A 24,191-nucleotide genomic window follows, 5' to 3' on the forward strand; every position below is an offset into this window, starting at 1 on the left:
TTAAGGAAATTATCATGTTACTCAAACCAAAATTTACGGTGATGTTATTTTTAGCAGCACTCATTTTCATATTCATAAACACTACTTCAGCTCACTGCGATTCTTATGACGGACCAGTAATTAAAGATGCTGAAAAGGCACTCGAAACAAACAATATTAATTTAGTTCTTAAATGGGTAACTAAAGAACAAGAGAAAGAGATTATAAAATTGTTTCAAAAGACCTACGAATTGCGCAACGGAGATAAAGGAGTTTATGAGATTGTAGAGAAACATTTTTTTGAAACTCTCGTTCGATTGCACCGCGAAACAGAGGGCGCTCCATACACAGGCTTAAAACCTGCGGGAACTACAAAACAGATTATTCAAATGACCGACAAAGCTCTTGAAGAGAACAATGTTGATGATTTTTTACTCAAGCTGAATAAACATATTGATAAAGTAGTTCGTGAAAAATATGAAAAAGTATCGGAACTCAATAAAGTAAAAGATGATTCGGTTGAAAAAGGAAGAGAATTTGTAGCTGCCTATGTTGACTACACCCATACCGTTGAAGCAATTCACGATATTATTGAACACGGCAGCTCACATTTAGGGCATTAAGCATCAGAAAAAAAGTAAAAGAACTGGTTTGCATGTTCTTTCTTAACTTTCAAAAAAGCTGTTTAGTAAAAACATTAATAAGCATTTAAGGATTATTATATGAAAAAGTACTGGATATCTTTTTCGCTTGTTATAATTATTTCCTTTGCGGTCTTAAGCTGGGTTGGTATAAGAATATATCAGGAAAAACCGCCGATCCCTGAAAAGTATGTTACGGAAAGCGGTGAACTGGTTTTTACAAAGTCCGATATACAACAAGGACAGAACATCTGGCAGGCTATGGGTGGTATGCAGCTTGGTTCAATTTGGGGGCACGGAAGCTATATCGCTCCCGATTGGACGGCAGATTGGCTGCATCGTGAGGCAGTAATCGTATTAGATATCTGGTCCGAACAGAAGTACACACTCCCGTTTGAAAAATTATCCGATGAAAAAAAATCGGCTCTGCAAACAAGATTAATCAATTCTTTCAGAACAAATACTTATGATCCGCAAGCAGGCATTATCACGATAGACAATGCGCGTCTTACGGCAATCAAACAAAACACTGAACATTACAGCAACATATTCATAAACGGTAAAGATGAATATGCAATTCCCAAAAATTCATTAACTGATAATGAGAAAATCAGAAAACTAAATGCGTTCTTCTTCTGGAGCTCCTGGGCTGCATCAACCAACAGGATTGATGACAACGTAACTTAGACTAATAACTGGCCTCATGAAGAATTGGTTGGAAACGTTCCCACTCCGGATACTATTGTTTGGACGGGTGTAAGTATAATTTTGCTGCTGCTTGGTATCGGTGGAATGGCGTTATACTATGCCGCCAACAAAGGTGAAGTTGAGCATACCCGGATACCGGCGGATGATCCTCTGCTCGGAGCCTTTATTACCCCATCGCAGAGAGCTATAGTTAAATATTTTTGGTTAGTCTCCGGTATGTTTCTACTTCAGATAATATTGGGACTTATTACTGCACACTACGGAGTAGAAGGAGGAGCATTTTACGGAATTCCGATTGCGGAAATCATTCCTTATGTAATTACAAGAACCTGGCATACGCAGTTAGGAATATTCTGGATTGCAACTGCATGGCTTGCTGCGGGATTATACATTGCTCCGGCTGTAAGCGGAGCTGAACCAAAAGGTCAAAGACTGGGAGTAAATATACTTTTCACAGCTCTGATATTTGTAGTTCTTGGTTCAATGGCTGGTCAATGGTTAAGCGTAAAAAATGTTCTTCCTGATGAACATTGGTTTTTATTCGGTCACAGCGGATATGAATATATAGATCTTGGGAGATTCTTCCAGATAGCATTACTTATAGGACTATTTCTCTGGTTGTTCTTAATAGTCCGCGCAATCAAACCAGCACTGCAAAAAAAAAGATGATCAGAAACCGATCCTTGTTCTGTTTCTCATTTCAACAATTGCGATTGCAACCTTTTATGCTGCAGCTTTAATGTACGGAAAACACACAAACCTTGCCGTTGCAGAATACTGGCGCTGGTGGGTCGTACATCTCTGGGTTGAAGGTTTCTTTGAAGTTTTTGCTACTGTTGTTATAGCTTTTCTCTTTGCAAGACTGCAATTAATTTCAATTAAAACAGCCGGACAGGCAACGGTTTTTTCCGCTACCATCTTTTTATCAGGCGGCATTATTGGAACGCTTCACCATCTTTACTTTTCCGGAACACCAATGGTTGTACTTGCACTCGGCTCTGTATTTAGTGCTCTTGAAGTTGTTCCATTGTTGTTCGTGGGATATGAAGCATGGGAAAACATTAAACTTTCCCGCGCCAAAGAATGGGTGAGAAAGTACAAATGGGCAATATATTTCTTTGTGTCTGTTGCATTCTGGAATATGCTTGGTGCCGGCTTATTCGGATTCATGATCAACCCGCCTATTGCTCTTTATTATATGCAGGGATTAAATACAACTCCAGTCCATGCACATGCAGCCTTGTTCGGCGTTTATGGTATGCTTGGAATCGGTCTTATGTTATTCTGTTTCCGTGGAATTATGCCTGATATGGAGTGGGACGAAAAACCGATTAAGTGGTCGTTCTGGTTACTTAACTTCGGTTTATTCGCAATGGTGGTTTTCAGCTTACTCCCGGTTGGACTGATGCAGACCTGGGCTTCTGTGGAACATGGTTACTGGTATGCAAGAAGTGCCGAGTTCTTACAGACTGAAACTATGCAAATGCTAAGATGGGCAAGAGCCTTAGGGGATACATTGTTTGGCATCGGTGTATTACTGCTTATTTATTTTGTGTATCAGTTTTCACTTAAATTTATAAAATCTAAAAAATAAACGAAGGAAGGTAAATACAATGTCTGAAACAACAAAAAAAGAAATACTGATTGATGCAGTCGGATATCAAAATGGTACGATAGTAAGCAAACAAATTATTAAAAAGCCAAACGGAAACATTACACTTTTTGCGTTCGATAAAGATGAATCATTAACAGAGCATACATCACCTTACGAAGCAGTTGTTTATATGGTTGATGGTGAAATGGAAATTAAGATTGGCGGAAATCCATACAATGTTAAAGCAGGAGAAATACTTGTTATGCCTGCAGATATTCCGCACGGATTAAAAGCAACCGTAAAATCCAAAATGCTTTTGACTATGATTAAATAATTAGTTTATTACATTTACGTTTATTAGCGGAATACTTGATTGAGATCACAAGTCAGAAATAATAAAAGTTTTACTTCTAAATGGCATTATAAAAAAAACATTAAATAAAATATGATTATGAAAAGATTATTATTTATAATCCTGTTATTAACAAGTCATGATTTTATTATTCCGCAAAAGCAGCTTACGCTTGAAGAGTGTTATGAAAAAGCGAGAATAAACTATCCGCTTATCAAACAGAAAGATTACAGTGCTAAAACAAAAGATTATAGTGTTAGCAATATTTGGAACGGATACTTCCCACAGATAACTCTTCTCGCACAAGCTTCATATCAATCGGATGTAACAGAGATTCCAATGTTATCACCCGGAATAGTAATTCAAAAACTCTCAAAAGATCAATATAAGGTTACTGTTGATGTAACCCAGACAATTTATGACGGCGGAATAATGGGAGCGCAAGCTGGTATTCAGGAATCTGTAAATGAAATTGATAATCAAAAAATTGAAATAGACCTATTAAAAATTAAAGAAAGAGTTACTCAAATTTATCTAGGCATTCTTCTTATTGAAGCTCAATTAAATCAAATTGATCTTGTGATAAATGATTTGACTGCCGGCATTTCAAAAATTGATGCTGCACACACAAATGGCACTGCAACTAGATCCGATGTTGATGTTTTAAGAGCAGAGTTATTAAAGACAGAGCAGCGCAAAATTGAACTTAACTCTTCCCGCATATCTTATATAAATATGCTCAGTTTATTAATAAATGAAAAGTTGAATAAAGCAACCATTTTTTCTACTCCACCACAAATTAACTTTTTGGACGAAGAGATAACAAGACCTGAATTGAAGATGTACTCAGCTCAGAAAAATCTTATAGAAAATCAAAATGAGATCACTGTTTCCAAAATTGTTCCTAAAGCTAATTTGTTTTTTCAAGGTGGATACGGAAAACCTGGATTGAATATGTTCATTAATGATTTTGATTGGTTTTATATAACCGGTATTCGATTTTCATGGTCACTATCAAATCTATACAGTTATGGAAATGAAAGTGAAATCAATCAGTTAAATCTGCAAAGAATTGATGCTCAAACGGAAACATTTATGTTAAACACAAAGATCACGACTAATCAGCAGCTACTAGAAATTGATAAACTAAAAAAACTGATTGAGGTAGATAAGAGTATAATTGATTTAAGAACCTCAGTTAAAGAAACAGCGAAAGCAAAACTTAAATACGGAGTGATTACCTCAAACGACTACATCCGTGATTTAAATGCGGAAGACACTGCAAAACAAAATTTAGAGATTCACAAAATTCAATTATTGCTTGCTCAGTATAATTACAAAATCACAACAGGTAATTAAAGATTATAATAGAGATAAATATGAAAAACAAATTATTAAACATTTTCCTTATTCTGATTACAACTTTGTTACTAGCCTGCTCAAGCGGCAATGAAAATTTCGATGCAACCGGAACATTTGAATCAGAAGAAATTATAGTTTCATCGGAAGCGATGGGAAAACTTGTAATGTTTCAGGTAGAAGAAGGCATGCAGTTTAAAGAAAATCAAATTGTTGGAGTGGTTGACACAACACAACTACATCTTAAGAAAAAGCAATTGCTATCATCAATAACTGCCGTCTTGAGTAAACAGCCTGATATTAGCGCTCAACTTGCTGCTCTTCAAAAACAAATTGAAACTACAGAAATTGAAAGAAAGAGATTTGAAAATCTCGTAAGTTTAGATGCCGCAACTACAAAACAACTTGATGATATAAACTCACAGTTAGAAGTTTTAAACAAGCAATACACTGCAACCAAATCCAGTTTAACAATCACAAAACAAGGGATACAAAGTGAAACTCTTCCGCTAAACGCACAAGTAGAACAGATTGAAGATCAAATAAAAAAAAGTATTATAAAAAATCCAATTAATGGAACGGTTTTAACACAATACGCTAAACAAGATGAGATTACTTCAAATGGCAAGGCGCTTTACAAAATTGCTAATCTTTCTGAAATGACTTTACGAGCCTACGTTGATGGCGATCAATTGGGGCAGCTAAAGCTTGGTCAGAAAGTTAAAGTTTATGTTGATAAAGGTGAAGGTGAACAAAAAGAATTGAGTGGAGAAATTTATTGGGTCTCTTCAAAAGCTGAGTTCACTCCAAAAACGATCCAAACAAAAGATGAACGTGCAAATCTTGTTTATGCAATCAAAGTAAAAGTAATGAACGACGGTTATCTAAAAATTGGTATGTACGGAGAAATAAAATTTTAAAATTTTATGAATGCAATCGAAGCAAAAAATATTACAAAAACTTATTCTGCTAAAAAGAACCTTGTTACAGCCGTTGATGATGTTTCATTTTCTGTCGCTGAAGGTGAATTGTTTGGATTAATCGGACCGGATGGTGCAGGCAAAACATCAATCTTTAGAATTCTGACAACCGTGTTGTTTGCTGATAAAGGTAACGCAGCCGTGATGGGTTCTGATGTAGTTAAAGACTATGCAGCGATTAGAAACATGGTTGGTTATATGCCGGGACGATTTTCACTCTATCAGGATTTAACTGTAGAAGAAAATCTCAATTTTTTTGCAACGATTTTTAATACAACTGTTAAAGCGAACTATGATTTAATTTCTGATATTTATAAGCAGCTCGAACCATTTAAAACAAGGCGTGCCGGTAAACTTAGCGGAGGGATGAAACAGAAACTTGCTCTCAGCTGTGCACTAATCCATAAACCTAAAGTTCTTTTTCTTGATGAACCAACGACCGGTGTTGATCCCGTTTCACGAAAAGAATTCTGGGAAATGTTAAAGCGATTGAAAGCTCAAGGCATCAGTATTCTTGTTTCAACTCCATATATGGATGAAGCAAATCTGTGCGACAGAATTGCTCTCATTCAAACAGGCAAAATTTTAGAAATTGATACTCCACTAAATATTGTTAATAGATTTGATAAAAATATTTACGCTGTAAAATCAAAGAGTATGTTTAATCTTTTAAACGATTTGCGGGCTTATTCTAAAACAGAATCCTGCTTTGCATTTGGGCAGTATCATCATCTCGTATTAAAGGAAGAGAATCCGGATATGAATGATTTAAAATCATTTTTGAAAGATCACACTGAACTTAAGATCACTCAAATCGAACCAAATATTGAAGACCGCTTTATGCAGTTGATGAGAAGGTAATTTCAGAAAGATGACATCAGAAAAAGAAATAGTTATAAAAACTGATAAGCTCACAAAAAAGTTTGGTGATTTTATTGCCGCCAATGAAATTACTTTTGAAGTTTTAAAAGGTGAGATATTTGGATTTCTTGGTGCAAATGGTGCAGGCAAAACGACTGCAATGAAAATGTTAATCGGAATTTCAAAGCCAAGCAGCGGCAATGCAACTATAGCAGGTTTTGATATTTACAAAGAAACTGAAAAGATTAAAAAAAGCATTGGTTATATGAGTCAGAAATTTTCTTTGTACGAAGATATGACCATCAACGAAAACATTCAATTGTTTGGCGGGATATATGGATTATCCGATGATGAAATTGAAAAAAGACGCAGTGAACTTATCAATAAACTAAATTTGCAAAATGAAGCTGATAAATTAGTTGCTTCATTGCCGCTTGGATGGAAACAAAAACTTGCATTCAGCATCGCAATATTTCATACTCCGAAGATTGTTTTCTTAGACGAACCCACTGGAGGTGTTGATCCAATTACACGAAGACAATTCTGGGATATGATTTATGAAGCTTCACATAACGGAATAACAGTTTTTGTAACTACACATTATATGGACGAAGCGGAGTATTGTGATCGTGTTTCCATTATGGTTGATGGTGTAATAAAAGCTCTTGATTCACCAGCAGGTTTAAAGAAACAATATAATGCTAACTCGATGGATGAAGTATTTATTATGCTTGCACGCGGAGCCAAACGTGGAGAATAATATTTAATGAAACAATTAATAACATTTATTCAAAAAGAATTTCATCACATACTGCGAGATACTCGTTCTATGTTGGTTTTGATTGGTTTGCCGATTGTTCAGCTGCTTCTCTTTGGTTTTGCTATTACAACCGAAGTGCGCAATGCGAATATTGCCATACTGGATAATTCAAAGGATGAAGTCACGCAAAGTATCATAACTAAAATAGAAAGTTCTCAGTATTTTGATATAGACCGAACTATTACATCAAATGCTCAAATTGAAAAAGCATTTAAAACCGGAAAAATAAAACTGGCTATCGTATTTCAGCAAAACTTTCAAAATGAATTGTCACATTCAAACAAGGCACAGCTTCAAATAATAGCAGACGCAACTGATCCAAATCAGGCAACTACTCTTACAAATTATATTAGTTCGATTGTAAGAAACTATCAAAATGAATTGAATCAACAAAAAAAAACCCCATACACTATCAAATCAGAAATGCGGATGCTTTATAATCCACAATTAAAAGGCGCTTATACTTCTGTACCTGGTGTAATGGGAATGATTCTTTTACTAATCTCTGCTATGATGACTTCAATTGCAATCGTAAGAGAAAAAGAATTGGGCACAATGGAAATACTTCTTGTTTCACCAATGCAACCAGGGCTCGTGGTCATCAGCAAAGTAATTTCATACTTTATAATATCTCTAATAAATGTCGCAACTATTTTAATATTAAGTGTATTTGTGCTTGGTCTTCCAATCGAGGGTAGTTTGTTCTTACTAATTGCTTCTACAATTATTTATATTTTTTGTGCATTATCACTCGGGATTCTAATTTCAACTGTTACAGAAACACAGCAAGCAGCAATGTTAATTTCGCTCCTTGGTTTAATGCTTCCTGTTGTAATGTTAAGTGGTTATGCCTATCCAATTGCAAATATGCCAACTATTCTGCAAATACTATCAAATATGGTTCCTGCAAAATGGTACATCATAATCGTAAAAAATGTAATGATAAAGGGAATAGGCATAGAACTAGTCTGGAAAGAAATTTTAATTCTATTGGCTATGACAGCTACTTTTTTAATAATCAGCATAAAAAGATTTAAGATCAGGTTATAATGAGAACACTAAAATTTTTATTAAGAAAAGAATTTTTACAAATCTTTCGTGATAAACTTATCCTAAGAATGATTTTAGCTTTACCGGTTATCCAACTTATTCTGCTTCCATATGCTGCAACTTATGAGATTAAGAATATTACACTTAGCGTTGTTGATAATGATCATTCCGAATATTCAAGAAAGCTTATTAATAATTTTACTTCTTCCGGATATTTCCAACTTGTAGATTATTCTAAAACATACGCTGATGCATTAGATCAGGTTGAAAAGGATAAAGCGGATTTGATTGTTGAAATTCCAAAAGGATTTGAACGAGATCTTATAAGAGATAATGAAACAATAGTTTTGTTTGCTGCAAATGCAATAAGCGGACAAACTGCCGGACTGGCTGTAGCTTATGCTAATACTATATTAAGAGATTTTAATAATGATGTGCGTATCCAATGGACGCAGCAATCACGTTTAAATGCCATTCCTGTTATAGATATTACAAGTTCTAATTGGTTTAACCCACAAATGGATTATAAATTGTTCATTGTCCCGGGAGTGCTGGCGCTGCTTGTTACTTTGGTGGGCTTCCTGATGGCATCATTAAACATTGTAAAAGAAAAAGAGATTGGAACAATAGAACAGCTTAATGTTTCACCAATAAAAAAATATCAATTCATTTTAAGTAAACTAATCCCATTTTGGGTACTTGGTTTTGTCGTTTTGATCATTGGATTTATTATCAGCTTAATACTTTATGGAATCTATCCCGAAGGAAGTTTCTGGGTTGGATCTCTTTTTGCGGGTATATACTTAATTGCACTGCTCGGGTTTGGTTTGCTAACTTCAATCTATGCAGATACACAGCAGCAAGCAATGTTTATAGCTTACTTCTTTATGCTAATATTTATTTTGCTTGGCGGATTGTTTTCGCCAATTGAAAACATGCCGGATTGGGCACAATATTTAACTTATATTAATCCAGTTCGCTATTTGATTGAGGCAATGAGAATGATAGTACTAAAGGGCAGCGGTTTTTGGGATTTGCGTTATCACTTTTTAATAGTAACTGGTTTTGCAATCGTATTTAATGGATTAGCAATTTGGAATTATAAAAAGACTATATAACAAATAAAAAGATTGACAATGAATAGTTCTCAATTAAAAACTATCGCGAATATTTTTAATCGCTTTAAATGGATTTATAAGTAGTGTAATAATTGCAACTAATAAAGGGAATTCACAGACTATAAAATTTCATAAAAGTTATTGATGTAACAAGTCAAATTGCTGATGAAAAAAAAGTTAATTTGTGTTTGAAGGTGAAAGAAGAAAAATTGCACAACTAACATTAAGAAAAAAGATAAGTTATGAAATCTAAATTTATTGCCGTTGCTTTTATTTTGGTATCAACAAGTTTTAACTTGTTTGCACAACCAAAAGATAACTATTCGTTACCCTCCAGACTTTCCCTTAACCAAAGTTTAACATCTAGTGACACACATAAAACTTTATTAGATGTTGAAAAAAATATTGGTTGCCGGTAGTTGAGATTGTTGAGCTTAATTTTAGCGAATGGGCTTATAGCAGGTATTTAACAAGTCACGGATGGTCAACAATTAGTCGGGAGTCGATAAAAAATAATTTTAAACTTGACAAAAGGCATCTTCCAAACTATATTTGTTAGTGAGTGTTAACTAACATAATGCAGGGAAAAAGATGGCTCGTTTAAGTACAGAAGAAAGACAGATATTAATCATTGATGAAGCGATCAAAATAATTCATGAGCTGGGTTATCAAGCTTTTTCTATTAGAGAACTTTCCAAAAGGGTTGGAATAAGTGAACCAGCAATTTATAGGCATTTTCTTAACAAAGAGGATATTGTTTTAGGAATTCTGGGGCGGTTTAATGAGTTTGATTTGAGCCTATTTCAGGAAATAAAGAAGTATGAAAAACCGATAGAAAAGATAAATAGATTTGTACGATATCATTTTGAATTCCTGGAAAAAAATCCGGGTATGACATCTATAATCTTTGCTGAGGAGATATTTAACCAGAGTGATTTGTTGAGAGAGAAGATGCTTGCGATTATTGAAAGAAGGAAAAAATTAATTAAAAGTATTTTTGACGAGGCACAAGCAAAGAAACTGGTAATTGAAGTGGAAACAAATGAATTAGTAAAGATAATTCTGGGATTTATTCGTATGGTTATATTGGAATGGAGAATGAGTGGTTTTTCTTCCTCGCTTTCACAAAGCGGGAAGAAAGCAGTTAATACAATTGAGAAATTATTAGCTATCAAATGAAATATATTTTTAAAATAATTGTTAGTGAATGTTAACTAACGTAAATGAGATTGTTAACTGTCAGAGGATATTGGACAAAAAAGGTGTTGAAATTAAGAGATGGTTTTAAGATAACCCGATGAGAAGCAGAGGAGTAGAACCGTGGGAAGTAATCAGAGTACAGAATCGATAGTAAAAGAAATAAAACGTAGGACCAGAAAGAAGTATTCCAATAAGGAGAGGATCTGGTTAGTACTCGAAGGTCTGCAAGTAGAGTTAAGTATTTCAGGGCTGTTCCGCAAAGTAGGACTTAACCCTAATAAAATATACTACGAGTGGAGCGATGAATTTTTAGAAGCGGGATTTGAAAAAATAACTCGGTTTTACAATTCTTTCGTGCATGGTGGCTGGGTTGTTTAAAAAAGATAATTTGAAATATGTTAAGGTGTTCGTATGAAGTTCAAAAAACACAATTCGATATTACGAATCTTGATCCCAGTTATACTTGTGATTTCCGGTTTTCATGGAAAATATTCTTTTGCTCAGACAACAGTGCAAAATGACTTACTCTCTGGTTTGTCGAAATTTCCTTTTACAAATTCGCAAGATTCTTCTGTAGTAAAAACCACAATAGAGAAAAATTACTGGTTGCCAGCCGCACAAATCATTGGACTTAATTTTGGTGTTTGGGGTTACAGTAAATATTTAACCAGTGAAGGTTGGTCAAATATTAGTTGGGAAACAATAAAAAATAATTTCAAGTCAGGATTCGAATGGGATGTTGACGGTTACTTAATGAATCAATTTTGGCATCCTTATCATGGTTCTAACTATTATAATCTTGCCCGGTCTAATGGTCTCGATTTTTGGGAGTCAGCTCCCTATGTATTTGGCGGCAGCTTAATGTGGGAATTTTTTATGGAAAATGAACCCCCCTCCTATAATGATATCGTAAACACCCCGGTTACCGGAATTATCTTAGGAGAGATTTCATTTCGCGTCTCCAATTTAATTATTGATGAAAGCGCTGTCGGGCTCGAGAGATTTCTTCGAGAATTCTCTTCAACTCTAATTGATCCGATGCAAGGATTCAATCGATTAATTAGAGGAGATATGTGGAAAACCGGTAAACCAAACAAGCGCTCAAAGTTTAATATGGTTGTTTCCAGTGGTATGCATAATGTTTTTTTTAGTAGTAAACTGAACAATAGTAAATCGTACGTGGCAATTAGAGTAGACATGAATTATGGTGATCAATTTTCAGTTTCAGATCACCAAAAACCATTCGATTATTTTACACTACACACAGAGGTTAATATAGCACCCAATGATAATATTGTGGGAATATTTGCAAGCGGCGTTATTTGGGATAATAAATTAAAGTTATTCGAAAACTCAAAAAATATAATTGGCATTTACAAAGAAGTCGACATTCATATCAATACAGTTTACAAACTTTCGGCAACAAGCGTTTCCGGACAAATAATAAATACAGTGCCGTTATCTGCATCAGTTTCTATGCAAAATTATTTTGGATTATCTGCAATATTAATGGGGGCTACAAACTCACACTATGCATCTGAATCAGGTAAAGATTATAACATTGGTCCGGGAGCCAGCACAAAAATTGGTGCTAAAGTTATCTTTAAAAATTTTGGAGAAATCTATTCAAACTATAAAAGATTTTGGATTCATACTTTAAGCGGGGCCGAAGGAGAGGAGTTTGTTGGGCTACTTAATATCGGAATTAACTATCAACTATTTGAAAACAGCTATTTGGGACTGGATTTCTTGTTGTATGAACGTTTTGGCGATTATAAATATTTTACAAATACTACAGATGCAAACTCAGCATTAAGAGTTTATTTTAAGCAAAATATATAATCAGAGGGAAACGTTTTGAGTATTGTTCAAGGAACTTTTTAGGAAACGGCTATTGATATTCGCCGTGTTAATTGTTGTTGAATTTGTTGCCGGTTCAGAGTATAAATGCAAGTGGGTCATAAATAATTATTTTTAATTTCATGAAAGGTAATCAATGAGTTTAATTCGATTGGAAAATGTAAGGAAGACATATCAGACTGGGGAAATCCCAGTTCAAGCCCTTGATAGGATCAATCTAGAAATTCATGAAAAATCATTCGTCTCTTTTATCGGTCCATCAGGCAGCGGTAAATCAACATTGCTGAATCTAATCGGTTGTTTGGATAAGCCAACTGAGGGAAAGGTATTTGTAAACAATGTTGATGTTGGAATGTTCGACCGTACCGAAAGTGCTTCCTTTAGAGGTAGAACGATAGGATTCGTATTTCAGAATTTTAATTTAATTCCGGTTTTAACAGTTTATGAAAATGTAGAGTATCCATTGCTAATGCTTGATAAGCTCCCTTCAAAGGAACGTAATGATCGGGTTTCGCGGTTGTTGGAAAAAGTCGGAATGACCGATCAAAAAAATAAATACCCGAATCAGATTTCCGGGGGACAAAAACAACGAGTTGCTGTTGCCCGTGCACTGGTTACTAATCCGCAAATTGTTCTTGCAGATGAGCCAACTGCGAATCTTGACCATGCTACTGCTTTCAAGGTTATCAATATTATGCACGAAATGACCAATGAATTTGGAACAACATTTATTTTTTCAACGCATGATCCGAAAATTGTTGGAGAAGCTGAAGTCATCTATACACTAGAAGATGGAGCTATTGTTAGCACGAAAATTAATAAGGAGGATAAGCGATGAAAAATTTAATAATGATTGCTTTCCGAAACTTATTTAGAAATAAAAGACGTACGATTCTTACTTCATCACTAATCACATTCGGGGTCGTTCTCGTTATCGTATTTGGCGGTTTGGCAATTTCTTTTAAATCACAAATGGTAGGTATCTTAACTAATACCGCAATGGGTGATTTGCAAATTCACAGAAAAGGATATGTTGAATCAATTGATAATTTACCGTTAAATCTTACTCTTTCAGGTACTCAGCTAGCAAATGTTGAAAAATCGTTAAACAATATTCCCGAAGTTGCTGCCTACAGCCCGCGTATAAAGTTTGGTGCAATGATTAGTAACTATGCTCAAACATCAAACATTCGTATGAGCGCAGTCTATCCCAAAATGGAAAATCGCACAGTAACGGAATTTGTTAAAAGAATTAAAGGAAAGATAACAGATCCCGATCAGTTTATTAAGCCGGGAGAAATTTTGGTGCCGGAAAATTTAATGAAAGGACTTTTATTAAATATTGGTGATGAAATTGTTCTGGTTGCGACCAACAAAGATGGTTCAGTAAATGCAGTCACATTGCGTATTGCGGCAATGACAGAAAATGTTTTCGGCCCTTCCGGCAAAGATGGATATATGCACATTGAAGATGCACAACTGCTTCTACGTGAGGATCAACCGGAGATAGTTGAAATTGCAATTCATTTGCAACAATATGACCAGCTCAACAAAGTATACAAGCAGTTAAAAGAATCTGTAGGCACTCCGAAATCAGAAACCGAAATTCACACCTGGGAACAGTTATCCCCATTTGCAAGTATCGCGCGAATAGTTGATCTGCTAATTCTTGTAGTAAAATTTATTTTGATTTCAATTGTTCTTGTCAGTATTCTAAACATAATGACGATGTCAGTTTATGAACGGATTAGTGAAATAGGAACTATTGCCGCAATCGGTACTCCACCGCGTCGTATTCTTTCCCTTTTTCTTATTGAAGGATTTGCGATGGGCTTATTAAGTACTTTGGCAGGGATAGTAATAGGACTTGGTGCATTGTTGATTATGAATATGACAAAGATTGAGTTCACCTTCGGATCAATGAATGTATCGCTGGCACCAAGTATCCCCATGAGTGAAGTTATAATTGTTGCAGTTATCGTTATGATCGTATCACTGTTTGCAGGTTTTCAACCCGCATATAAAGCTTCCAAAATGGAACCGGTGGATGCTTTGGGACATAATTAGAAATGCTAAAACTTAAGCGTACTATTATTAATTATGAGCTGATTGCTCACTAAAAAAAACGAGTTAGTTATGAGAACACTATCGATGTTAATTCTTACGATTTTATTCGCGCTCAATGTTACAGCGCAGGATGCAAACAAACTATTAAAGGAAGTTGACGATAACCTTATGCCGGAGTCGTATGAGTCAATTAGGAAACTTATAAATGAAGAAGCGGATGGTTCTAAAAAAGAGTTTACATTCTACACAGTGAAGAAGGGCAAAGATAAAATTGCAATGCTCTACATTTCTCCTGCTAGTGAAAAAGGACGTTCAACATTAAGGCTTGGAGAAAATATGTGGCTCTATATTCCAAGTGCTAATAGACCAATTCGTATTACAAGCCTTCAATCGGTTGTTGGGGGAGTTTTTAATAATGCGGATATTATGCAGTTGGAATACTCGACAGAGTATGACGCTACATATACTAAAGGCACCGATACAGAAAATATTCTTGATTTAAAAGCAAAGAATAAGACAGTTGCATACGATAAACTTAAAATGTGGATTACCAAAGACAAAAAGATTCTCCGCAAAGTTGAAGCTTATTCGGCCAGCGGGATGCTCATAAAAACGCTTGAATTTAAGGATGACAAAAATTTTGGAGGGGGAATAACACGCCCCTCATTAATAGAAACCTACAGCCCTTTATACAAAGGTTATCGTTCATTAATGATTTATCAAACCATTAAAAAACGCCAATTCCCGGATGAAGTATTTACTCAAAATTATATGGGACGATTAGGAGATTTGAAGAAATGAAATTCCCAAAGTGGTTTATCATTGTTTTGATGCTTGCATCATCAGCAATTGTCTATGGACAAGAAAATGAGACCTTGCCATTTACAGAAGATGAACAAGAAAAGAAGCTTGAATGGAATGGCAATCTTGATGTGAAATATTCACTGTTCAATATGGATCAAAATTCAGCACAATATAAACTTCAATTCTTTAAAGATCCTCCTGCTACTTCGATGCTTTCTCAATATAGGATAGAACCTTATTTGAACGCCGAATACCGTACGAATGGTTTAGGATTTGTTCTAAAAACGCATGCATCATATTATAGTGACTCCAATTCAAGATTTGATTTATTCGAAGCATACGCGAGTTTTAATCCCTCATTCAATACCAACTTACAGGCTGGTAAACGAGTTTACAGCTGGGGCAAAGGTTACGCATTCAATCCGGTTGGATTTGTTAATCCAGTTAAAGACCCGGAAAATCCAGAACTTGCACAAGCGGGTCTGCTTTCAGCCAACTTTGAATACATAAAAAGTATTTCGTCAGATGCGTTGCAAAGCTTTTCCTTCCTTGCTGTTCTGATTCCAACGACGGACATTGCAGGTACTTCATTCGGAGAATTTAATAATACCGATATTGCTCTTAAGTCATCATTTCTTCTCTGGGATACTGACATTGACTTGCTGGCTTATTACAGTGTGAATAAACCAAAAAGATTTGGATTTGATTTTGCGCGGAACATTCAAGATAACATTGAAATTCATGGTGAACTTAGTTTCAACCAAAATATTGAAAAGTTTGCAATTATAAATAATTCACTTTACAACAGTCGTGTTGACAGTTATTCATATCTCATCGGACTGCGCTATCTCGATGCATCTAACACTACAATTATTGCGGAATACTATCACACTGGTGCCGGACTTAGCATGGATGAATATTCACAGTATAGTGAATTTCTAAAAAATGGGGCAGCAAGTTCAAACCCGATGGTTGCGCCGCAAACACTCAATACAAGCCTAACTCATTTTAGAGGCACTACATTGATGCAAGATTACTTGTACCTAAAAGTTTCACAACCCGAACCGTTTGATTGGCTCTATTTTACTCCCTCTCTTTATACAATTTACAATCTGATAGACAATAGTTTTCTTCTTTCATTTCAGATGAGTTATAAGCCAGTTACAAATACTGAATTTATTTTTTGGACAACAATGTTTGTCGGCGACAGAAGTACCGAGTATGGTGGAAAGCAGGTTCAGCAGCGTATGGAACTTTGGATGAGAGTGTTTTTTTGAAAAATGAATTATCCATTAAGAGATCGGTATAACATGGAAAGACGTAATGAGAAAAAGTTGATTGGAAAATAATTATAAATATCATGACTCATAAATAAAAGGTTACACAACAATAAATTGACACACAATAACATTAATAGACATGAAAGGCATGACAATGAATAAAACAATCTATAAAAAAATAGCGGCAAGCGTTGCTGTTGTTTTCAGTCTTCTCACTATCGTGGAAGGTACTCAAGTACTGTTGGGGATTACTCAACCGGAGTATGTCGTGCTTACTCCTTTACTTATTTACAATGTACTCATGGGATTTGTTGGACTATATGCCGGTGTACTAATATGGAGAAACCATGGATGGTCGCTAAGACTTTCAAAAATGGTTACCGTAGCACATATTATCGTATTGCTCATCGTAGGAGTAATCTATCTTACTGGCGGTGCTGTTGCATCGCACAGTATAAATGCAATGATCATTCGTTCGGTGATTTGGTCAGCAATTACTCTGGTCGTCTTGAAAACTGGTAATAACGTTACTCAGTAATAAAACTAATACAATCAATACATTTTAGGATATGCCATGAAAATAAAATATTTAGTCATCATTCTTGTTTTAATCATCGGTAATGAATCAGCAGCTCAGGTACAAGTATCACTTTTAGAAAAAGACAAAGTGCAAGAATTTTTAATGCTAAACGCAGATCAATACAAAACAATCAATGCAAAGGTTGTGCAAATAGAGAAGATTCTTGAAGAAGACAAGGAAACAATAGCGACTTTAAAAGCACGATTCAAGAGCGGGGATGAGCCGGGATTCTTTGAAAAAATTAAAGTAAAAAGAGGGCGCGACAACCGTGTGGATAAAATTGAAGATTTACTTGAAGAAATTGAGAATAAATTAAATAGCCAACAGAAAATCAAGTATAAGAACATTAAAAAGCCGAAATTAAAGGGATTGCAAAAAGAAGAAATTTTTGGAAAATAATCTTATGCTGTCGGATTGATACACAACCAGTAAAATTATTTCTTAGTTATTTGCCAGAATGCGTTAGTAAACATGGGACATAAAATTCCACACTGCTATTTATTTTAATGTGAGGATCACATGGTACACTTAAGTGTAGTAGTTAAGTCGTTGAATAGGGTTCTCCTTCTTATATTAATTATTTCCGGCTCAATTATTAACGGGCAAGTTACTTATAGTAATGAATCCGGTAAAACGGATTCCGAAAGATCCAATAAAGATATTAAAATAGGATTAGCACTTAGTGGTGGAGGTGCAAGAGGAATTGCACACATTGGTGTAATTATAGCGTTTGAAGAAGAAGGAATTCCCATCGACTATATTGCAGGAACAAGTATGGGCAGTATTGTGGGCGGTCTCTACGCTGCAGGATATAGCGGTGAGGAACAAAAAAAGATTGTTCATCAGATTGATTGGGAGAGTATCTTCAACGAAAATCCCGAGCCAGGTTTTGAATTAATAAGTAAAAGATATGGTATGATGGAATCTATTGTCACTCTACGGTTCAAGTTATGGGACATATATATTCCTTTTGGTTTAATGAAGGGTCAAAGAATTAATTACGAACTGTTTAAATATACCGCGCAAGCTAATTATTCGGCAAAATCTAATTTTGATAGTCTTACTATTCCATATAGACCCGTTGTTGTTGATATATCCACAGGCGAAGTAGTTGCGATAGATAAAGGGGATCTTGCTCAAGCCATCCGTGGAAGCATGGCTATTCCTTTCCTTTTTTATCCAGCAAAAATTAATGATAGATATATGGTTGATGGTGGAGTACTCAATGTGATTCCAACCGATGTTGTAAAAGATATGGGCGCAGATATAATAATTGGTGTTGATCTGGTAGGACTTTTTCCTTTGGGCGAAGAACCTACAAACTTTATGGACATTGCAGACCATACAATTGATATTATGATTAGTGAATTGAAAAAGAAAAATATAGCGATTGCCGATGTATTGATTGAACCTCAATTAGATCAGCATTCATCAAACGATTATAGCGGGTTCGATTCGCTTATTGAAAAAGGATACCATGCTGCAAAAGACAAGATGGAGGAGATCAAAAGAATCATACCACATGAAATTTTAGCGAATAAAAGAACTAAACACCAACTTGATTTAACGCTTTTAGAAAAATCAATAATTGGGGAAATAAATGTTATTGGTAACAAATATCTATTTTCTGAAGCTATCATGGATGATTTTCCACTTTCAGTTGGAGATAAATTTAATTTAGACATTGCTGTTCAGAGTACAAAAAATATTTACGCATCAAATCTTTTTGATAATGTTTGGTTAGAACTTGATACCCTGGCAAATGAAAAATTAAAAGTGAATATAAAGGTCATAGAAAAATATCCAAGAACAATTGGGTTTGGTGTTAATTACAGAGAAGATGAAGGAGTGAGCGGTTTTATACAGATAATTCACTTCAATTTGTTTGGATGGGGCGAAAGATTGATGCCGTTATTTCGTTTTGGAAAGCTGCGGACTAAAGCCGGCATTGAAATGGCTAATGATCGGTTCTTTGTTACCCCACTAACTTTTCACAACGGCCTATACTATGAAAGCGAATATCCCTATTTATATAATCCTGCCGGTGATCATTATGATCAGATGGATTTTAAACGGGTTGTTGGTTTATTTTCTATAGGAGTTCAGCCATACAGGAAAATCCATGTTTCAGGCGGATTAAGATGGGAAAGAATTTGGTATATGAATAGTCGAAACAACGATGCTGGTTATGAAAATAAGGACAACCTATTTCTCTTCGGTAAAATAAATATAGACAATACCGACAATCGTTATTTACCCGCTAAGGGTATTAAATTTGTGCTGGAAGGTGAAACGATTTTGAAGTATGAAAAAAATACTCTACCATTTTCAAAATTGAGTATTGAATTGAGCGGGGTTTTTCCTCTGCATTTCAAGCAAAGAATAAATCCATTCGTTAAAATCGGTACTTCAAACGAAAAATTACCGATCTATGAAAAATTCAGAATCGGCGGATCATTAACTATGCCTGGTTTTAGTAGAGATGAATTATGGGGAAATCACTATGCAGTTTTTGGAATTTCTTATCTTATTGAAACTTTTAAAAAAATAAATATCAAAGTTAATTTTACTTATGGAAATAGCTTTGAAAAGCATAGCAACTTCAGATGGGATAATCTAATCGGCGGGATTTCCGCAGGCATTGTAACTCTCTCTCCAATTGGGCCGATTGCATTAATGTATGGATGGAGTGAACTCGGGAGAGATCAAGTATATTTATCTGTTGGATATGAATTCTAATTTTGAAAAAACTCATATGTTCAAACGATTGGATAAATAAAACAGTATGGGAAACTAATTTTTCTTGGTAGTAATATCATCATAATAATTTTACCCGCCTTTAATTTATCCGATTAAACTTTAATAAGCGCATCTTATATGCGATTTATGTATCTAATATTTTACTAATAGAAAAAAGGAAATTATAGTGAATAAAAAATCATCTTCTGGTATTCAAACAATTTTTTTATTAATAGTCTTTGCGCTTATTGTTTTTACCGGACAAATAAGGTCTCAGAGTGCATCGGGTATAATTTCCGGCGAAGTGAGAGACGCAGTTACAAAACAACCTCTTCCCGGTGCAAACATAATAATTGTTGGGACCAATATTGGTGCCGCAAGCGATGCTGAAGGATATTACGTAATTAAAAATGTAGCCGCAGGAAAATATATCTTAAGATCTTCTATGATGGGATACGAGTCATCAGTTTATGCAGATTTAATTATTAATCCAAACAGAAATCATTCTGTTATGTTCGAACTCCACCCGGCCGCCACAGAAATAAGTGAAATAAATGTTACAGCGGATTACTTTTCTAAACCCACAGAAAACCCAGTTAGTTTTAGATCAATAACTCCAGAAGAAATTAGAAGATCCCCCGGCTCCGCAGAAGATATTTTTAGGGTAATGCAATCACTACCGGGAGTTGCTACTGCCGGTGCAAAAAGTGCGCAGCTCATTGTGAGAGGAGGAAGCCCTGATGAAAACCTAACTCTGATTGATAATATTGAAGTTTATAATCCTATTCATTTTGCCCGCACCGGAGAATCGATGGGAATTATAAGCATTGTTAATCCCGCCCTGCTGCAAAAAGTAGATTTTTTAACAGGTGGTTTTCCCGTCAAGTATAGCGATAAAATGTCTTCGGTCTTTGATATGACTTTACGAGACGGCAATAAAGAAGTTTTTAATACTGATGCAAACTTAAATATAGCAGGTTTCGGAGTGATGTTAGATGGACCGCTAATTGAAAATAGCAATATGGTTCTTTCTCTAAGACGCGGTTTCTTTGATTTAATTACTGCAACTCTTAACAGACCCGCCGCACCCAGTTATTATGACGCCGTAGGAAAAATTTCATATGATATAAATTCTGAAAACAGAATCAGTCTTGTTGGATTCTATTATCTGGACCAGATTGAGCGTGCAGGCTCATCCAAAGAATCAACATCCTCATGGAGTAAATATGAATACTTAACGCGCGATGATTATGGAGCGGCATTTGGAATTAATTGGCGTTCTTTAATTTCTAAAAGTGCTTTCTCATTAGTTACGGCTTCATACACAAGCAACGGCTGGAATACACTGCAGGGAACCGAAAACGAACGCACCCTAAAGGGGGATGAAATTCGTGAAAACGAATTTACGTTAAAAGCAGAAGTAAATTATCAACTTAATCATAAACTTGATTTCAAAATTGGCGGACAAATAAAATTTATCGATTCGCGAAATGATTCGTGGAGTCCTGAAACTATAACAAATAGCGGCGCAATTATTCCGGCCAATAAAATATTTTATCATCCAGATCCAACAACAAAGTCATCTCTCTTTTTACAATCATCATTTCGCATTATCGATCCCATGGTTATTTCAGCGGGTTTGCTTTATGATTATTTTGCACTTACATCAGAAAATAATATTAGCCCAAGAATTTCTCTTTCATATAAATTGCCTACCGAGACCACTTTTAATCTTGCTTGGGGAAAATATTACCAATCACCGGCAAGTTACCAGGTTGCTACCGATCCACGAAATCTATTTTTAAAAAGCAGTTACGCAACTCATTATATTGCCGGACTTGAACAGTTGTTAAGCAATGATACTAAGGCAAGTATTGAGCTTTATTATAAAGAGCTTTCAAGTCTTATTGTTGATCCGGACGTTTCCGAACTTCTTGTTAATACGGGCAGCGGATACGCTCAAGGAATTGAATTTGCGTTACAGAAAAAATTTACTGATGGATTTGTTGGAAGTGCTTCATATTCTTATTCAATATCAAAAAGAAAAGATTATGAATCTCTTGACCATTACGACTTTGAATTCGAAAGACCCCATATAATAAATCTTATTTTTGGTCTCGAGATTGGAACCGGCTGGCAAGTTGGCGCTAAGTTTCAATATGCTTCAGGTAATCCTTACACACCTGTAGTTGGAGTTGTGAAGAAAAATAGCTCATACTATGTTGTTGAGGGTACAAAAAATTCAGCACGTTATCCCGATTATCATAAACTAGATATTCGAATAGACAAACAATTCGTTTTTGATTCGTGGTCATTCTCAATATATCTCGATTTGTGGAATGTGTATGATCGAGATAATGTTAGTTCCTACTCTTTCAAAGCTGATGCGAATGGTGAATTGACTTCTACACCGAGATTTGATTTTGGAATTACTCCCATTCTGGGTTTCACTGCTAAATTTTAAAGTTGGGAGTTAGGAAAAGAAATTAAAACAAAGCCCGATCTGAATATCGGGCTCTGTTCAAAAATAAAGAAAACAGTTTTAATCTTATTTCTCTGCCGGCAGCAAATCAGTTGTGTTTAATTTAGATGGCATAAAAATTCCTATTACTCCTTTAATACCAACAGTCATTACAATGTTATAAAAGAAGGCGAGGAAAGCAAAAAGAAGAAGCGAGCCGGAAATTGCGGCAAGAATCATGTATGAAGAATATTCACCTTCAAAATAAATAGTTCTTCTCAGCATTCCTTTTAAGCCAGCCATACCCATAAATGCGCCCATGCCAATTCCTCCTAAAAGATGAGCCCAGAAATGGAACGTAGCAAGTTTTTCACTATACAGTTTAGCGCCATTTGTCAGAATAGGAAGTAGAAAATAGATTGCAGAGTAAAGCGTCATTGTTAAACCAACCAATATAGCAACATGCACGTGAGGTCCAACAATCCATTGTGTATTATGAAGAATTCTATTTAAACCCAAGTCTGCCTGCATAATCCCTGCAGGTACCGCAAGAGCAAAACCGAGAAGACCACCGAGTAAAAATTTAAGGGGATGAGTCATTTTTAAAGGTCTTCCACTCCAAAGAGTAACAAGCGTAATAAAGAATGCTAGTCCTTGAGTAATTAGTTCGAATGCTGTAACCATTTCGCCGGATAAAACCTTGAGGATTCCGGGTTGTGCTTGATCGGACATTAAATGATGTGACCAAACAGTCCAGCTAACAACCATCTCTATAAATAAAGCTGCACGAGCCCAGTTCTCCATAAATAATTTCTTGCCAGTTATTAGTGTTGCAAGTAAATACCAAGTTCCGGCAACAAAAATAAGAACAAGACCATCGGCAATTAAATCAAGACCCCACCAAAAGAAATTTTTATACAATAAAGCATCAATAGTAGAATGTTTAAGACTTACTCCAAACAATTCAGCCACCATATAAACTAAAATTAGAATACCGGCGAATAAAATAACAATGGCATTTAGGGCTGTATCAACCGTTCCTCTTGCAATTGCCGCAACGGGAAGAGAAACCAAATGTTCTTTTTTCTTTTTTGAAAAAATAGAGGTTAAACCGGTTAAGCCAAGAGCAGATTTAATTAATGCTCCTTTGGGTTGTTTCTCCCATCCTTCCGGAGTATATGTAATTGTCTTGTAAATATTGATGACAAAAAATGCTGTCCCAATCATAACTAATGCAATACCGGTAATAAAGAATGTTCCGCCCCAAACACTAAATTGGGTAAAATCTGCAGGCAAAGGCCAGTAAAGTGTGTAAAGTGGTGAGTAGTGAGAAACAAATCCTGAAAACCAGAATACGAAAGTACCAACAGCAACAAGCACCATTGTCCAATTTCCAAGTTTAATGCTCCATAATGGTTTTTTCATTAAGAAGGGAACTAGAAAAAGGAATGCACCAAATACAATTGAATATGTTGAGCCGAAAATTCCAACTAAAGGATGAGCAGTTAAAATAGCAAAGTACTGAGACTCGTTTATTAAAGATATTGGTGTAACTTGATACACTCTCATTATCATCCCTTCAAAAACGGCAAACAAATAGTAAACCAACCCAACTACTACAAAACGAAGTGTAAGTTTTTGCATAGGGGTTAGGGAATTGGGGTTAAAGAATTCTCCCTCTCCGCCAAGTAATGTTTTAATGAAGCTCATATTGATCTCATATTTATTTTCAAAATTA

At 35.3% G+C, this 24,191-nt stretch carries 23 protein-coding genes; 22 read left to right on the forward strand and 1 reads right to left on the reverse strand.

The window, feature by feature from the left end; genetic code table 11:
• The first annotated feature begins 14 nt into the window (after positions 1–14).
• From KF816_02990 to KF816_03095, 22 genes are all read left to right on the forward strand, one after another.
• Entirely contained in the window at positions 15–602 is a 588-nt protein-coding gene (locus KF816_02990) for a hypothetical protein (protein MBX3006972.1), read from the forward strand.
• Positions 603–701: 99 nt separating this feature from the next.
• Positions 702–1,307, forward strand: coding sequence for a hypothetical protein (locus KF816_02995; protein MBX3006973.1), 606 nt, complete (start codon positions 702–704; stop codon positions 1,305–1,307).
• Positions 1,308–1,331: 24 nt separating this feature from the next.
• Positions 1,332–1,997, forward strand: a complete 666-nt coding sequence (locus KF816_03000; protein ID MBX3006974.1) for a cbb3-type cytochrome c oxidase subunit I — start codon at positions 1,332–1,334, stop codon at positions 1,995–1,997.
• A gap of 10 nt (positions 1,998–2,007) precedes the next feature.
• Entirely contained in the window at positions 2,008–2,922 is a 915-nt protein-coding gene (locus KF816_03005) for a cbb3-type cytochrome c oxidase subunit I (protein MBX3006975.1), read from the forward strand.
• A 19-nt stretch (positions 2,923–2,941) separates the two neighbouring features.
• Positions 2,942–3,256, forward strand: a complete 315-nt coding sequence (locus tag KF816_03010) for a cupin domain-containing protein (protein MBX3006976.1) — start codon at positions 2,942–2,944, stop codon at positions 3,254–3,256.
• Between the two features lie 117 nt (positions 3,257–3,373).
• Entirely contained in the window at positions 3,374–4,633 is a 1,260-nt protein-coding gene (locus tag KF816_03015; GenBank protein MBX3006977.1) for a TolC family protein, read from the forward strand.
• A 20-nt stretch (positions 4,634–4,653) separates the two neighbouring features.
• Positions 4,654–5,553, forward strand: a complete 900-nt coding sequence (locus KF816_03020; protein ID MBX3006978.1) for an HlyD family efflux transporter periplasmic adaptor subunit — start codon at positions 4,654–4,656, stop codon at positions 5,551–5,553.
• A gap of 6 nt (positions 5,554–5,559) precedes the next feature.
• Complete coding sequence (locus KF816_03025; GenBank protein MBX3006979.1) at positions 5,560–6,474, forward strand: ABC transporter ATP-binding protein; 915 nt, start codon at positions 5,560–5,562, stop codon at positions 6,472–6,474.
• A gap of 10 nt (positions 6,475–6,484) precedes the next feature.
• On the forward strand, positions 6,485–7,234 hold the full coding sequence (locus tag KF816_03030) for an ABC transporter ATP-binding protein (protein ID MBX3006980.1): 750 nt from the start codon (positions 6,485–6,487) through the stop codon (positions 7,232–7,234).
• 6 nt (positions 7,235–7,240) lie between these two features.
• On the forward strand, positions 7,241–8,344 hold the full coding sequence (locus tag KF816_03035; protein MBX3006981.1) for an ABC transporter permease: 1,104 nt from the start codon (positions 7,241–7,243) through the stop codon (positions 8,342–8,344).
• Entirely contained in the window at positions 8,344–9,462 is a 1,119-nt protein-coding gene (locus KF816_03040; GenBank protein ID MBX3006982.1) for an ABC transporter permease, read from the forward strand. The genes KF816_03035 and KF816_03040 overlap by 1 nt, the downstream gene beginning before the upstream one ends.
• A 591-nt stretch (positions 9,463–10,053) precedes the next feature.
• Positions 10,054–10,641 (forward strand): helix-turn-helix transcriptional regulator, encoded by a 588-nt coding sequence (locus tag KF816_03045; protein ID MBX3006983.1) that lies wholly within the window; start codon positions 10,054–10,056, stop codon positions 10,639–10,641.
• Positions 10,642–10,782: 141 nt separating this feature from the next.
• Positions 10,783–11,040 (forward strand): hypothetical protein, encoded by a 258-nt coding sequence (locus KF816_03050; GenBank protein MBX3006984.1) that lies wholly within the window; start codon positions 10,783–10,785, stop codon positions 11,038–11,040.
• 33 nt (positions 11,041–11,073) lie between these two features.
• Positions 11,074–12,504, forward strand: coding sequence for a DUF3943 domain-containing protein (locus KF816_03055; protein ID MBX3006985.1), 1,431 nt, complete (start codon positions 11,074–11,076; stop codon positions 12,502–12,504).
• A gap of 154 nt (positions 12,505–12,658) precedes the next feature.
• Positions 12,659–13,360 (forward strand): ABC transporter ATP-binding protein, encoded by a 702-nt coding sequence (locus KF816_03060; protein MBX3006986.1) that lies wholly within the window; start codon positions 12,659–12,661, stop codon positions 13,358–13,360.
• The gene (locus KF816_03065; GenBank protein MBX3006987.1) at positions 13,357–14,589 is read left to right on the forward strand and encodes an ABC transporter permease; all 1,233 of its coding nucleotides are present in this window, start codon (positions 13,357–13,359) and stop codon (positions 14,587–14,589) included. The genes KF816_03060 and KF816_03065 overlap by 4 nt, the downstream gene beginning before the upstream one ends.
• A 69-nt stretch (positions 14,590–14,658) precedes the next feature.
• Entirely contained in the window at positions 14,659–15,390 is a 732-nt protein-coding gene (locus tag KF816_03070; GenBank protein ID MBX3006988.1) for an outer membrane lipoprotein-sorting protein, read from the forward strand.
• Positions 15,387–16,670 (forward strand): hypothetical protein, encoded by a 1,284-nt coding sequence (locus KF816_03075; GenBank protein ID MBX3006989.1) that lies wholly within the window; start codon positions 15,387–15,389, stop codon positions 16,668–16,670. The genes KF816_03070 and KF816_03075 overlap by 4 nt, the downstream gene beginning before the upstream one ends.
• 271 nt (positions 16,671–16,941) lie before the next feature.
• Positions 16,942–17,211, forward strand: a complete 270-nt coding sequence (locus tag KF816_03080) for a hypothetical protein (GenBank protein MBX3006990.1) — start codon at positions 16,942–16,944, stop codon at positions 17,209–17,211.
• A gap of 36 nt (positions 17,212–17,247) precedes the next feature.
• A complete protein-coding gene (locus KF816_03085) occupies positions 17,248–17,652 on the forward strand; it encodes a hypothetical protein (protein ID MBX3006991.1) in 405 nt (134 codons plus the stop codon).
• A gap of 120 nt (positions 17,653–17,772) precedes the next feature.
• Positions 17,773–19,992, forward strand: coding sequence for a patatin-like phospholipase family protein (locus KF816_03090; protein ID MBX3006992.1), 2,220 nt, complete (start codon positions 17,773–17,775; stop codon positions 19,990–19,992).
• Between the two features lie 187 nt (positions 19,993–20,179).
• Positions 20,180–22,456, forward strand: a complete 2,277-nt coding sequence (locus KF816_03095) for a TonB-dependent receptor (GenBank protein ID MBX3006993.1) — start codon at positions 20,180–20,182, stop codon at positions 22,454–22,456.
• 84 nt (positions 22,457–22,540) lie between these two features.
• On the opposite strand, the gene KF816_03100 is transcribed toward KF816_03095, so the two are convergent.
• Positions 22,541–24,163 (reverse strand): cbb3-type cytochrome c oxidase subunit I, encoded by a 1,623-nt coding sequence (locus KF816_03100; protein ID MBX3006994.1) that lies wholly within the window; start codon positions 24,161–24,163, stop codon positions 22,541–22,543.
• Positions 24,164–24,191 lie beyond the last annotated feature (28 nt).

The organism is Melioribacteraceae bacterium (genome assembly GCA_019638015.1).
GTDB lineage: Bacteria > Bacteroidota > Ignavibacteria > Ignavibacteriales > Melioribacteraceae > JAHBUP01.